Annotated in this window: 14 protein-coding genes; 9 read left to right on the plus strand and 5 right to left on the minus strand. The window is 61.5% G+C overall.

Going from position 1 to position 12907, the window contains the following annotated elements; genetic code table 11:
• Positions 1 to 7: 7 nt before the first annotated feature.
• The 3 genes from PO860_RS07295 to PO860_RS07305 all read left to right on the plus strand — a co-directional run bounded on the left by PO860_RS07295 (position 8) and on the right by PO860_RS07305 (position 3806).
• Positions 8 to 1837 carry a TRAP transporter large permease gene (locus tag PO860_RS07295; protein ID WP_273885270.1) on the plus strand — a complete coding sequence of 610 codons (1830 nt, stop codon included), beginning with the start codon at positions 8 to 10 and terminating at the stop codon, positions 1835 to 1837.
• 16 nt (positions 1838 to 1853) lie between these two features.
• The gene (locus tag PO860_RS07300) at positions 1854 to 2852 is read left to right on the plus strand and encodes a TRAP transporter substrate-binding protein (RefSeq protein WP_273885271.1); all 999 of its coding nucleotides are present in this window, start codon (positions 1854 to 1856) and stop codon (positions 2850 to 2852) included.
• Between the two features lie 294 nt (positions 2853 to 3146).
• A complete protein-coding gene (locus PO860_RS07305) occupies positions 3147 to 3806 on the plus strand; it encodes a peroxiredoxin (protein ID WP_097618955.1) in 660 nt (219 codons plus the stop codon).
• Between the two features lie 64 nt (positions 3807 to 3870).
• Here the strand turns inward: PO860_RS07305 and PO860_RS07310 are convergent, their stop codons facing one another.
• A complete protein-coding gene (locus tag PO860_RS07310) occupies positions 3871 to 4641 on the minus strand; it encodes a gamma-glutamyl-gamma-aminobutyrate hydrolase family protein (RefSeq protein ID WP_273881857.1) in 771 nt (256 codons plus the stop codon).
• A gap of 126 nt (positions 4642 to 4767) precedes the next feature.
• A complete protein-coding gene (locus PO860_RS07315) occupies positions 4768 to 5490 on the minus strand; it encodes a glutathione binding-like protein (RefSeq protein WP_273885272.1) in 723 nt (240 codons plus the stop codon).
• 171 nt (positions 5491 to 5661) lie between these two features.
• On the opposite strand from PO860_RS07315, the gene PO860_RS07320 reads away from it, so the two are divergent.
• Entirely contained in the window at positions 5662 to 6645 is a 984-nt protein-coding gene (locus tag PO860_RS07320; RefSeq protein ID WP_273885273.1) for a lytic transglycosylase domain-containing protein, read from the plus strand.
• Positions 6646 to 6741: 96 nt separating this feature from the next.
• Positions 6742 to 7695, plus strand: a complete 954-nt coding sequence (locus tag PO860_RS07325; RefSeq protein WP_275035367.1) for an NAD-dependent epimerase/dehydratase family protein — start codon at positions 6742 to 6744, stop codon at positions 7693 to 7695.
• Positions 7696 to 7702: 7 nt separating this feature from the next.
• On the opposite strand, the gene PO860_RS07330 is transcribed toward PO860_RS07325, so the two are convergent.
• Positions 7703 to 8968 (minus strand): glycerate kinase type-2 family protein, encoded by a 1266-nt coding sequence (locus PO860_RS07330; protein WP_183607583.1) that lies wholly within the window; start codon positions 8966 to 8968, stop codon positions 7703 to 7705.
• Between the two features lie 200 nt (positions 8969 to 9168).
• On the opposite strand from PO860_RS07330, the gene PO860_RS07335 reads away from it, so the two are divergent.
• Positions 9169 to 9468 carry a DUF6074 family protein gene (locus tag PO860_RS07335; RefSeq protein WP_183607582.1) on the plus strand — a complete coding sequence of 100 codons (300 nt, stop codon included), beginning with the start codon at positions 9169 to 9171 and terminating at the stop codon, positions 9466 to 9468.
• Between the two features lie 69 nt (positions 9469 to 9537).
• On the opposite strand, the gene PO860_RS07340 is transcribed toward PO860_RS07335, so the two are convergent.
• A complete protein-coding gene (locus PO860_RS07340) occupies positions 9538 to 10629 on the minus strand; it encodes an extracellular catalytic domain type 1 short-chain-length polyhydroxyalkanoate depolymerase (protein WP_183607581.1) in 1092 nt (363 codons plus the stop codon).
• 254 nt (positions 10630 to 10883) lie between these two features.
• Here PO860_RS07340 and PO860_RS07345 point away from each other — a divergent pair, with 254 nt between their 5' ends.
• The 3 genes from PO860_RS07345 to PO860_RS07355 all read left to right on the plus strand — a co-directional run bounded on the left by PO860_RS07345 (position 10884) and on the right by PO860_RS07355 (position 12476).
• Entirely contained in the window at positions 10884 to 11198 is a 315-nt protein-coding gene (locus PO860_RS07345) for a PepSY domain-containing protein (RefSeq protein WP_273885275.1), read from the plus strand.
• 37 nt (positions 11199 to 11235) lie between these two features.
• Positions 11236 to 11847, plus strand: a complete 612-nt coding sequence (locus tag PO860_RS07350; protein ID WP_275038233.1) for a general stress protein — start codon at positions 11236 to 11238, stop codon at positions 11845 to 11847.
• 221 nt (positions 11848 to 12068) lie between these two features.
• The gene (locus PO860_RS07355) at positions 12069 to 12476 is read left to right on the plus strand and encodes a low affinity iron permease family protein (RefSeq protein ID WP_183607577.1); all 408 of its coding nucleotides are present in this window, start codon (positions 12069 to 12071) and stop codon (positions 12474 to 12476) included.
• On the opposite strand, the gene PO860_RS07360 is transcribed toward PO860_RS07355, so the two are convergent.
• On the minus strand, positions 12473 to 12832 hold the full coding sequence (locus PO860_RS07360; protein ID WP_183607576.1) for a low affinity iron permease family protein: 360 nt from the start codon (positions 12830 to 12832) through the stop codon (positions 12473 to 12475). The two genes, PO860_RS07355 and PO860_RS07360, sit on opposite strands and share 4 nt — an antisense overlap.
• Positions 12833 to 12907: the final 75 nt, after the last annotated feature.

Genomic DNA, 12907 nt, shown 5'->3' on the forward strand with positions numbered 1-12907 from the left:
AAGTTTTGTGGCCACCAGTGAACTTCATCCGATCGAACAGGCCGCTCCGGACAGCAGGGTGGCAGCGCGCCTGCTGCGGGCGATTGAGGCGGTTCTCGGCATTGCCGCGGCGCTTGTTCTCGCCGTGCTGCTCGTGATGGTGCTGGTGACGGTCTGCCTGCGCTATTTCTTCAGTGCCGGCTTCATTGGTGCCGAGGATCTCGGCATCTGGCTGCATGTGGGCCTGATTGCGCTCGGCGCGCCGCTCAGCCTCAACAGCGCGCTTGCCATGCGCCTCGACGTTTTCGTTAAGATGCTGCCGGAAAGCCTCCAGCCGGTCACGCGGATCGGCGCCGATGTTTTCACCGTGCTTTCGGCGCTGATTCTGAGCTTCGGCGGCAGCGAGATCATGACGATGCTCGGCGGCGTCTCGCCGACACTCGGCGTGCCGGAATGGATCCGCTTCGGTTTCCTCGGCGCCGGCGGCGCGCTGATCCTCGTCGTGCTGCTTCTGCAACGCATCGCCGAAGGCAAGGTCCTGCCGGTTGTGATTTCGCTTGCGGTCGGAGTCGGGCTCTATGCCGGTATCCCGCATGTCGCGCTCGATCTCGATTGGCCGCCGAGCATCTTCCTCGGACTGATCGCCGCGGTCGGTCTCGTGCTCGCCGCGCCGCTGCCTCACGCCTTTCTTGCCGCAGCCTATGTCGTCATTGCCTTCGGCAGCAGCCTGCCGGAGCCGGCGATCGTCTCGGCAACCGTCACCGGCATCTCGAAATTCCTGCTGCTCGCCATTCCCTTCTTCCTACTCGTCGGCGGTCTCCTCACTGCCTCCGGCGTCGCCAACCAGCTTGTGCGCTTCGCTGCCGCCATGGTCGGCCATCGCAGGGCCGGACTGGCGCAGACGACGCTGCTCACCAGCGTTCTCTTTTCCGGCGCCTCCGGCTCGTCGGTCGCAAATGCCGCTTTCGGCGCATCGACCTTCCAGCCCGAGCTGGTCAAACACGGCTACCCTCCGGCGCAGGCGGCGGCGATCATCGCCTCGACATCGGTTCTCGATAATGTCATCCCGCCGTCGATCGCCTTCCTCATCCTTGCGACCGCGACCAATCTTTCCGTCGGCTCGCTGCTCGTCGGCGGCTTCTTCGCCGGCGGACTGATGGCCATATGCCTGGCGGTCGCCATCCATCTGACCGTGCGTGAGCAGGTGCCCTTGCCGCGCGCCAATGCGAAACAGCGCTGGCAGTCGGCGGTCCAGGCGATCCCGGCCTTCGGGCTCGGCGTCATCGTCGTCGTCGGCATCCGCATCGGCATCGTCACCACCACGGAAGCTGCCGCCCTTGCCGCCTTCTACACGCTGCTGCTCGGCATCGGCGCGCGCCTCGGCATCCTCTCGCTTTATAGCGCCTTCCGCCAGGCGGCTGTCGAGGCGGCGGCGATCGGTCTTCTCATCGGTACGGCCGGCCCCTTCGCCTTTCTGCTGGCAGTCGACGATGTGTCCGGGCTGATTTCGCATCTGACGACTGTGCTCGGCGGCAGCGCGCTTGCGGTGATCCTGCTGTCGAACGTCATCCTGCTGGTCGTCGGCCTCGTTCTCGACATCGGCGCGGCGATCCTGCTCTTCGGCCCGATCCTGCTGCCGGCAGCGGTCGCCGCCGGCATCGATCCCATTCAGTTCGGGGTGATCATCGTCGTCAATCTGATGATCCACGGACTGACGCCGCCGCTTGGCATGCTGATCTTCGTCGTCAGCGGCGTCACGCGCATTCCCGCCTCGGCACTCTTCCGGGCGGTCGTTCCCTATCTGCTCGCTCTCCTGGTCTCGCTCGCAATCCTTTGCGCCTGGGCCATCATCTTCTAACCAACAGGACAACCCCATGGACGATCTCAACCGACGCGATTTCTTAAAGACCGCAGCACTCACTGGTGCGGCGCTTGCAGCGCCCGCCTTCGTCCGCACGGCGGCTGCTCGCACGACGACGATCACGATTGCCTCGCTCCTCGGCGACGACAAGCCGGAGACGAAGATCTGGGTGAAGATCGGCGAATTGGTCGAGGCGAAGCTTCCCGGCCAGTTCAAGTTCAATATCGTCAGGAACGGTGCGCTCGGCGGCGAGAAGGAAGTGGCCGAAGGCGTGCGTCTCGGTTCCATCCAGGCCAGCCTCTCGACGGTCTCGTCGCTCTCCGGCTGGGCGCCGGAACTGCAGATCCTCGATCTGCCCTTCCTCTTCCGCGATGCCGACCATGTGCGCCGGACCGTCAGCGGAGATGTCGGCGCCGATCTCAAGCAGAAACTGCAGGCGCAGAACTTCGTCGTCGGCGATTTCATCAATTACGGCGCCCGTCATCTCCTCACCAAGGAACCGGTGACACGGCCGGAGCAGCTCAAGGGCAAGCGCATCCGCGTCATCCAGAGCCCGCTGCACACCAAGCTGTGGAGCGCATTCGGCACGACGCCGATCGGCATTCCGATCACCGAGACCTACAATGCCCTTGCAACCGGCGTCGCCGACGCGATGGACCTGACCAAATCGGCCTATGCCGGCTTCAAGCTCTATGAGGTCGTGCCCGATATGACCGAGACCGGCCACATCTGGGCATCCGGCATCGTCTATTATTCCTCGACCTTCTGGGCCGGCCTCAACGACGAGCAGAAGGCGGTGTTCCAGCAGGCCTCCAGCGAAGGGGCCGCCTATTTCAACCAGCTGATCGTCGACGACGAAGCCAAATCCGTCGAGACGGCGCTTGGCCATGGCGGAAAGCTCTTGAAGCCGGAAGCCTTCGACGAATGGCAGAAGGGCGCCCAGGGCGTCTGGGACGATTTCGCGGCTGTCGTCGGCGGCCTCGACAGGATCAAATCGGTCCAGGCCGCCTGAGCAAGGGGCAGGGCGGTTTGTGCCTGCCGCTTTTGACGGGACCGATGGAAAACCATCGGTCTCTTCGTCGCGCGCACTTGCCGGAAAAATAATGCCGCAGCAGGCCGGAAATCGAAAGAGCATGCCTTCGGTTATCGTGGTATATGACTTACTTAAAATCCTGGACTGGGAAGTCTTTACCTTCGGCCGGTGCGATCCTGTTGACCGCAATCTCGCGACCGCTTCCGGCGGACGGATCCCATGGCCTCGATTTGAGATGAACAACTTTGAACACAAGGCTTTGGAGGGCCGACCATGAGCTTACGCATCAACGATATTGCCCCCGATTTTACCGCCGACACCACCCAGGGACCGGTCAGTTTCCATGATTGGATCGGCAATGGCTGGGCCGTCCTGTTCTCGCATCCGAAGAATTTCACGCCTGTCTGCACCACCGAGCTCGGTGCCATGGCAGGCCTCGCGGGAGAATTTTCCAAGCGCGGCGCCAAGATCATCGGCATCTCCGTCGATCCGGTGGAAAGCCATGCCAAGTGGAAGAACGACATCAAGACCGCCACCGGTTTCGACGTCGAATATCCCCTGATCGGTGACAAGGACCTCAAGGTCGCCAAGCTCTACGACATGCTGCCGGCCGGCGCCGGCGAGAGCTCGGAAGGCCGCACGCCAGCCGACAATGCGACGGTGCGTTCGGTTTTCATCATCGGTCCGGATAAGAAGATCAAGCTGATCCTGACCTATCCGATGACGACGGGCCGGAATTTCAACGAGATCCTGCGCGCCATTGACTCTATCCAGCTGACGGCGAAGCACCAGGTGGCGACACCGGCGAACTGGAACCAGGGCGAGGACGTCATCATCACCGCCGCGGTTTCCAACGAAGACGCGATCACGCGTTTCGGTTCCTTCGATACGGTGCTGCCTTATCTCCGCAAGACCAAGCAGCCGACTGCCTGATCGCTGTTCTTAGGATTCTCCAAGCCGCCGCGAAAGCACGTCGCGGCGGCTTTTTACTGATCAGCTAAGCGGTGGCTTTTCGTGCCCGCACCGCATCGCCGAATGCCTGAAACAGCGCACGGTTCACAGGGTTGGTCTGCGGATCGTATTCGGCATGCCATTGAACGCCGAGCGCAAATCCCGGCGCGTCCTTGAACCGTATCGCCTCGATCGTCCCGTCCTCGGCAATACCTTCGGCAACGACCCTCTCGCCAAGCTCGAGAATGCCCTGTCCATGCAGGGAATTCACCCGGATCGTCTCCCGCCCGAGGATGCGCGCAAACATCCCGTCCTCTATAAGTCGAACATCGTGACGATCGCCGAAAACGATGGCGAGGTCGGGATGGATCTCGCCGGTTTCCAGGCGCGGCATTCGGTGGTTCATGCGTCCGGGCAATTCCCGGATTTCGGGATGCAGCGAGCCGCCGGCCGCGACGTTCATTTCCTGAAAACCGCGGCATATGCCGAAAATGGGAACGCCGCGCGCAACACAGGCTTCGATCAACGGCAACGCCAGCCCGTCACGATCCTCGTCATAAGGTTCATGCTTGGGATCCGGCACAGTGTTGAAGCGGCTGGGATGGACATTGGCTCTGGCGCCCGTCAGCAGAATCCCATCGACGACGGCCAGCAGATCGGCGATATCGGCCAGTTTGGGATTGCCGGCAAACATCAGCGGCAAGGCATCGGCGACATCGGCCACGGCCCGCAGATTGTTTTCTCCGACAAGCTGAGCCGGAAATCGGCTTTCGACAACGCGGGCATTCCCGATGATGCCGATTACGGGTCTTGTCATTGCTGGTCACACCCCAAGTCGCAATGCCGGATGATGCCAGAGCCCCTGGGCAGATGATTAAACACCGTGTAGCCGGATCGGCCTCTGGCCGGCCGCCACCATGATTATCCTTAGCTGGGCCGAAGCTCAATCCGGAACGGGAAGGGCGCGCTGGTTGTAGAGGATCTTGCGGATGCGCGCCTGTTCTTCTTCGGAAAGTTTGCTGTTGTCGGTGCCGAGATCGGCGCCCACCGCAAGGCCGCGCTGGACGCCGGGCCGTGCGCCGACCTCCTCGAACCATCGCTTGAAATGCTTGAATTCGTCGATGTCCTGACCCTGCGCCTGCCAGTTGACGGTCCAGGGATAGCTGATGATGTCGGCGATGGTGAATTCGTCGCCGGCGAGATAACGCCGGTCGCGAAGCCGCATGTTGAGAACGCCGTAGAGGCGGTTGGCTTCGTCGGTGAAGCGCCGCACGGCATAGGACTGATCGCCTTCGCGATCGCCGAGGCGGCGGAAGTGCCCGGCTTCACCGAGCTTCGGCCCTTGGTTGGCCATCTGCCAGATCACCCATTGCGTCACCTCGTATTTGCCGCGCAGATCCTGCGGCCAGAATTTGCCGGTCTTTTCGGCGAGGTAGAAGAGGATCGCGCCGGATTCGAAGACGCTGAGCGGCCCGCCGCCGTCGGCAGGCGCGTGGTCGACGATAGCAGGCATGCGGTGATTGGGATTGAGTTGGAGATAATCGGGTTTGAACTGGTCGCCGCGGCCGATATTGACAGGCACCAGCCGGTAGGGCGTGCCGGTTTCCTCCAGGAAGATCGAAACCTTCTTGCCGTTCGGCGTCGGCCAGTAATGGAGATCAATCATCTACGCGTCCTCGTTCGCTGATGTATTTCTGGCGATCAGGATGACGCTGCGACCGTGGCAGGTCGAATATATCTGTTCCAAAATTGAGGACGAAATTAGAAACCTGGTGCAGAGGTGGAAATGGGGGAAGCTTCCTACCCGTATCGATGGTATTGAGAATCCAGCGTCGCGATGGAAGTTCGAACCCGCCGAGATCCGATGATAGGCCGGAAACGTCAGTCCGACATGGGAAGGAGATCGGCGAAGGCCATGCTTTCGCTCTGCCTTCTGTTTTCTCATGTCGACGCGGTCATGGCTCAGCCGGAAGGAAGCGCGGCGCCGCCGGCCTGTCTCTATTCAGGTCCTTCGGCGTCTGGATTGGGTGAAACGCTCTGCATCCGTAAGGACAGTTTCAACCGTGACCTCTGCGTCGCGATCGAGCATTTCGCCAGCGCCAATCAATTGCCGCCGGATTATTTCGCTCGTCTCATCTGGCGGGAAAGCACCTTTCGCCCGGATGCCGTCAGCTTCAAAGGAGCCCAGGGGATTGCGCAGTTCATGCCCGGAACGGCGAAACTCCGCGGCCTCGAAGACAGCTACCAGGTGTTGGAAGCCTTAAGGAAATCGGCGCAGTATCTCGACGAATTGCGCAATCGCTTCGGCAATCTCGGCCTTGCCGCCGCTGCCTATAACGCCGGCGAAAATGGCCTTGCCTCTTACCTGACGTCAGGCAGATTGCCTTACGAGACGCGCGGCTACGTGATGGCGATCACCGCGCATACGATCGAGGAATGGAAGGATAACCCGCCGGAAAATGCGGCCGCCCCGCTCGACAAGGACAAACCGTTCCTCGATGGCTGCGTGGCGCTTGCGGAGAGACGGACGTTGAAGGACACGCCCTGGCGTCAGGAGGGCGAATGGGCACCCTGGGGCGTCCAGCTTGCGGCGAACGCCAATGTCGCGATAGCCCGGCGCATGTTTCTCGATGCCGTGCAGGATCTGCCTGCGCCATTGAATGCCGAGCAACCGCTGATCCTGCGCCAGCGCGACCGCAGCTTCGGTTTTCGCCCGCGTTATGCCGCCCGCATCGGCCGGCAGACACGCTTGGAAGCCAATGACCTCTGTAACCAGATCCGCAAACACGGCGGCACCTGCTTTGTCTTCAAGAATCGATAGCGAGCCCGATCGGGCCGCCTGGGTCACGAAAAGTCTGCTTGCAGGATCGCCTGAGCACAGCATATTCGACACGGAAATACCAAGGGAGAAACGGTGATGCGGGTTTTGGTAATCGGGGCAACGGGCCATGTCGGAACCTATCTCGTTCCCCGTCTGGTGGAGGCAGGCCACGACGTCGTCACGATCAGCCGCGGCACGGCAAAGCCTTACATGGCAAACCACGCATGGGCTTCCGTCGATCAGCGCCAGATGGATCGGGCAGCGATGCAGCGCACGGGTGAGTTCGGCCCGGCCGTGCGCGCAGTGAAAGCCGATATCGTCATCGACATGATCTGCTTCACGCTGGAAAGCGCCGAGCAACTGGTGACGGCGTTGTCCGGGCATGTCGGCCATTTCCTGCATACCGGCACGATCTGGACGCATGGCTACCCCAGCGCCGTGCCGACGCTGGAAGAGGCGCCGAAGTCTCCTTTCGGCGACTACGGCACACAGAAGGCTGCGATCGAAACCTATCTGCTGCAGCAGGCAAGGCTACGCGGATTTCCGGCAACCATCATCCATCCCGGCCACATTGTCGGCCCCGGCTGGGCGCCGCTCAATCCGGCCGGCAATTTCAACCTGCAGGTCTTTTCGACCCTTGCCCGCGGGGAGGCCCTGGCGCTGCCCAATTTCGGCTTGGAGACCGTTCATCACGTCCATGCCGATGACGTGGCGGCGATGTTCACGAATGCGATTGCCAACTGGAATGCCTCGATCGGCGAAAGTTTCCACGCGGTTTCGGAGCAGGCTTTGACGCTTCGCGGCTATGCCGAAGCCATGTCGCGCTGGTTTGGTCACGAGCCGAAGCTCACCTTCGCCCCATTCGACGCCTGGGCCGAAAGCCAGACGGCCGAGGATGCGGAGGCGACCTGGGAACATATCGCCCGCAGCCCGAATTGCTCGATTGCCAAGGCCAAACGCCTGCTCGGTTACACCCCGAGATACACCTCCCTGCAGGCGGTGGAGGAATCGGTCGGCTGGCTGGTCGGGCAGGGGCGGATCGAGACCTGACCCCGGTCTAGCGGATCAAGATGGCCCTGAAATCATTGACATTGGTGCCGGTCGGGCCGGTTTCGAAGAGATCACCGGTGGCCGCGAAGCCAGAATAGCTGTCATTGCTGTCGAGCAGCCGGCGCGGATCGAGGCCGGCGGCGCGCAGGCGCCTTGCCGTGCCGCCATCGGCAAAGGCGCCGGCATTATCCTCCGAGCCGTCGATCCCGTCCGTGTCGGCGGCCAGGACATGAATGCCCTCCTGTCCGTCGATCGCCAGCGCCATGGCGAGCGCGAATTCGCCATTGCGTCCGCCCTTGCCGCCCTTGGCTCTCAGCGTCACCGTCGTCTCGCCGCCGGAGAGGATGGCGACCGGCTTCGAAAACGGCCTGTTGCGGCCCGACACTTCGCGGGCGATCGCCGCATGCACCAGCGCCACGTCGCGCGATTCCCCCTCGATTGCATCCGAGAGAATCGCCGGCTCGATCCCCTGCGACTTCGCGAGCGCCGCCGCTGCCTCCAGCGAGACGCCGGCGGAAGCGATGATGTGGTGCTCATGCCGTAAGAAGACCGGATCGTCCGGCCGTGGCGCATCGGCTTTCGGCGAGTTCAAATGGTCGAGTGCTGCCTGCTGCAGCTGCAATCCGTATTGCCTGACGATCTCGAGCGCATCGTGCCGCGTCGAGCCATCCGGCACCGTCGGCCCGGAGGCGACATGGGCCGGGTTGTCGCCGGGAATATCGGAGACGATCAGACTGACGACCTTCGCTTTGGTCGCTGCTGCAAGTCTTCCGCCCTTGATGGTGGAGAGATGCTTGCGCACGACATTCATCGCCGAGATCGGCGCGCCCGAGGCAAGCAGCATTTGGTTGAGTGCGATCTCGTCTTCAAGGCTCAGCCCCGGGGGCGGGGCGGGCAGCAGCGCCGAGCCGCCGCCGCAGATCAGCGCGATCACCAGATCGTCCTCGCTCAGCCCGTTCACCGTCTCCATCAGCCGCTTTGCGCCGGCAAGCCCCGCGGCATCCGGCACCGGATGGGCGGCCTCGATGATCTCGATATCGCGCGTCTCGCAGCCATAGCCGTAGCGGGTGATCACCAGGCCTTCGAGCGCTCCGTCCCACACGCTTTCGAGCGCCCGCGCCATCTGCGCCGCGCCCTTGCCGGCGCCGATCACCACGGTCTGTCCCTTCGGCCTGTCAGGCAGATGCGCCTTGATGCCGGTCAGCGGATCGGCGGCGCGAACCGCCGCGTCGAACAGGCTTTTCAGGAAATCGCGGGGAGCTGATATTGTCATCGGTGGTCCCAGTTGCCTCGAGTGTCGGTCATGATGCGGACTGTCGACGCATCGGCGTGCCGGCGTCAAGGTCGAAGACGAGGCGGCGTGACAGCCGTGGACTGCAAATTCTGCCTCCTCGAAAGGAGCGGATACGAACGATAGAAAGCATTAACCATAGTCCCGTAGACAACGAACAGGATCAAAGGAACCTGTGTTCGATGGCTACTGAAATGACCTGCCGCCCCGCCGCCTCTCGTGAAGGCAGGGTTATTGCTTTTCCCTCTGGGACCGGAACGGCCAATATCGAGCGCTGCGCCCGCGAACTCGGCCGGCGGCATGGCGCGGAGGCGATCGAATTCTGGAGAGCCGAATGCCGCAGGATAGCCGATCAGCTTCTGGCAGCCGGCATGCCGGAGAGTGAGGTCGGTCAGCGGGTGCTGCAGTTTCAGCAAGATGTCCAGATCGAACTCGTCCTCAACCATCAAAACGGGCCGCTGCCCAAGTCTCAAAACCGATAAGCGGCAATCTCGCTGGATCATGCCGTCGAGTAGCCGCTGCTTGGCATGCAGGCCAGTTTGTCGCGAATATTATCGCAGCAGCCCGGCGGAGCGGAGGGCGTCTTCGATGACCTTCTGAATGCCGCCGCGGTCGCCGCCCGCGGCGAATGAAGCTGTGGCGTTTTCCTGTTGCGCAGCAGAGGGTCTTGGGGCGCGCCGCTTTTCAAACGAGGGAACCAGACCCCAGGATCTGGCGGTTTCGACGGTCGAGGAAATGCCGACGTCCAGCATGAAGGGGCCGCTTGCCTCGTAGCCGGTGCCGACATCGAGCGGCGTGCCGTGACCCATCCCGGCAATCGTATAGAGCTCGATCGCCTCGACACCCTGCGCATCGGTCCAGACCTTTCGCTGATGTCCTCCGATATTTTCGACGCGCGCCGGCAATGCGTCGACGCCGTGGATATGTCTCCATTGCTCGACCATCGCATTCGCATTGGATGGCGCGACGGTTCTGTCTGCGGTTCCCTGCCAGAGCGACAATGTCGGCCACGGGCCTTCATGCGCCGAAGCGTTTCTCACCCGCAGTTCCAGTTCTTGGCCAGTCGGACCGCCGTGGCCGCGCATTCTGTCGAATGCCTCGGGAATGGTTGCCGCACTTGCATATGGCAGGCCTGCAATGATCGCGCCGCCGGCAAAAACCTCGGGATAGGCGGCAAGCATGGCGGCGGCCATGGCGCCGCCGGCCGAAAGCCCGGTCACGAACACGCGCCTGCCGTCGATGCCGTGTTCCGCGGTGACCTTTGCGATCATCTGGCGAATGGAAAAGACCTCGCCGTGATCCCGGCGGATATCCTCCGGGTTGAACCAGTTGAAGCAGAGGTTTGGATTGTTTGCCCTGTGTTGCTCGGCAAACAGCAGCGCAAAACCATAGTCCTCGGCCAATCCAGACCACCCCGACCCGATATCATAGCCGGCGGCAGTCTGCGTGCAGCCGTGCAGGACGACGACCAGGGCCATGTTTTTCCCGCGCTTTGACGGCAGGTAGGTATAACCCGCCAAGTTCCCCGGATTTGAGCCGAACGCGGCCAAGGCGACGAGATCGGGGTTGTCCTGCCCGGGTTGGGGGCGAAGCGTTCCTCGCAGCGCAGCGAGGCGCGCGATGGTGTCTGACATAGATCTCATGAAAGTCTCCGCCAATCAGCAGCCGGGATGGCGGTGATGCTTAACTAAACGTATCAGTTAGCGAATGGTTGCTGCGCTGCACAATATTTTTCCGGAGTGACCACATTTCCGGATCCGGGGGCGCTCTTGATCAGGAGTCCACCAGCTAAGTTATTCAGATATCTTATTTTCTTTTGCAGTCGAGGGGAACAGACCCGCCGGCACCGGGTTATCAGCGGCGATCTTCCGACGAAGATATGAACGCGAGGAAACCAATGAAAAAGATTCTATTAACAACGGCTGCCTTCCTGATCGCCGCCTCCGTTTCGCTCGCCCAGAGCCAGACACCGACGACAACCCAGGAAACGCCAGCTGTGGCGACGCCTGATACCCAAAATCCGGGCGCGCCTGTCCAAGGCAAGAACAGTTTCACGGAAGACCAGGCCAAGTCGCGGCTTGCGGATGCCGGCTATAGCGCCGTCACCGGCCTCAAGCTTGACGATAAGGGCTTGTGGCGTGCGTCTGCAACGAAGGATGCCAAGCAGGTGCAGGTAGCACTCGATTACCAGGGCAACATCGTCGTCAAGTGAGGGGCCGAGCCTTTCCTCAACATCGAAGGATAACATTATGAAGACTGTAACAGGACTGTTCGACACTTATGAAGATGCGAAATCGGCCGTTGGTCAGCTCGAAGCTGCCGGCATTGCATCGAAGGAAATCAGCATCGTTTCGAATACCGGCGATGGCCGCACCGTCGAGGAGCAGGGTAGCAATGCCGCTGAAGGCGCCGGCACCGGCGCCGGGATTGGCGCTCTCGCAGGCGGTGCCGGCGGTCTGCTGACGGGTCTTGGCATGATCGCCATTCCGGGTGTCGGCCCCGTTGTTGCCGCCGGATGGCTGGTCGCAACGTTGGCCGGAGCAACTGCCGGCGCAGTCGTCGGAGGGGCCGCAGGCGGCGTGGTTGGGGCACTCGTCAAATCGGGTGTGCCCGAAGAAGACGCCCACGTCTACGCCGAAGGCGTCCGCCGAGGCGGCTCGCTGGTCACAGCGGGTGTCGAGGATGATAAGGTCATGGCAGCCAAGGCGATTCTTGACCGTTCCGAAAGTGTCGACGTTGCCGAGCGGCGTGCATCCTATGCCAAAAATGGCTGGGAACGCTTCAACGATACGCTCGATCCCTATACGCCGGCCGAAGTCGATGCCGAACGCGGGCGTTATTCGACCGGCACGCGTATCTGATGTTCTCCGAATAGCTTTGGAAGCCGGCCTCATCAGGGCCGGCTTTTTCATGACGGGGGCTCAACTTTTGAATGCTGCCAATTCGATGGCAGCTTGCGGGCACAGCAAGACCGCGCCGTTCAATTTGATCGACCTCGGCGGCGCGAGGAACTTCGGCCTGGATATGGAGTTGATGCTGTCGATTGACAGCACTGATGCTGCGATCGAACGAGGCTTTTCAGATGTCGAACAAACCCAACTTCTTCTCGCACTTTGCAACTACCGTCGCTGACCTCTCGGGAAAGCCGTTCACCTTTGTCGCGGCTCTTGCGCTCGTGCTTGTCTGGGCGGTGTCCGGCCCCTTTTTCGGCTATTCTGAAACCTGGCAGCTTGTCATCAATACCACCACGACCATCATCACCTTCCTGATGGTGTTTGTGTTGCAGAACAGCCAGAACCGTGACGGTAAGGCTCTGCAGGCCAAGCTTGACGAACTCATCCTGACGAGCCAGGCCGCCAACAAATTTGTCGGTATCGAAAAGCTGGATGAGGACGAACTCAGGGAAATGAGCAAGACCCTTGCCGAAAAGGCCGAATGCGTCGAGGAAAAAGCGGATGAGAAATCCGCGGCGGAAGCAACGTCCACCTAACTCACGGTCTCTGAGGTTTGGCCGTGGTGTTGCTGGCGCATTCCCTCGATGGCGTCGGCGTCCTTCTTCTCAGCCGCAATCCAATGGCTTCCTGCCTTGCTTGAGCGGATCAGCTCATCGAGCTTGGCATGGAGTGCCATCATGTCCCGATTTTGGGAGTGCTGCACCAGCAGCAAGATAAAAAATACAATGAGTGTCCCGAGCATATTGGTCAGCAGAAACCACTGCCGTGGGAAGGAAAAGCTGAGACCCACGGCCACCCATAGAGCTATGAACGCGATCAGCGTGACAGGGACCACGCGATGCCCTGCCCATGAGACGGCCAAGTCAGAGATCTGTCGAAAGCGCCAGTGCATACGGCTCTCCACAGCGCGCCAAAGAGAAGATAGAGCAGATTGGAGTTGCTTCCATCGCCTGGGCTCAACAAATAA

It is taken from the genome of Rhizobium binxianense, assembly GCF_028994275.1.
Classification (GTDB): domain Bacteria; phylum Pseudomonadota; class Alphaproteobacteria; order Rhizobiales; family Rhizobiaceae; genus Rhizobium; species Rhizobium binxianense.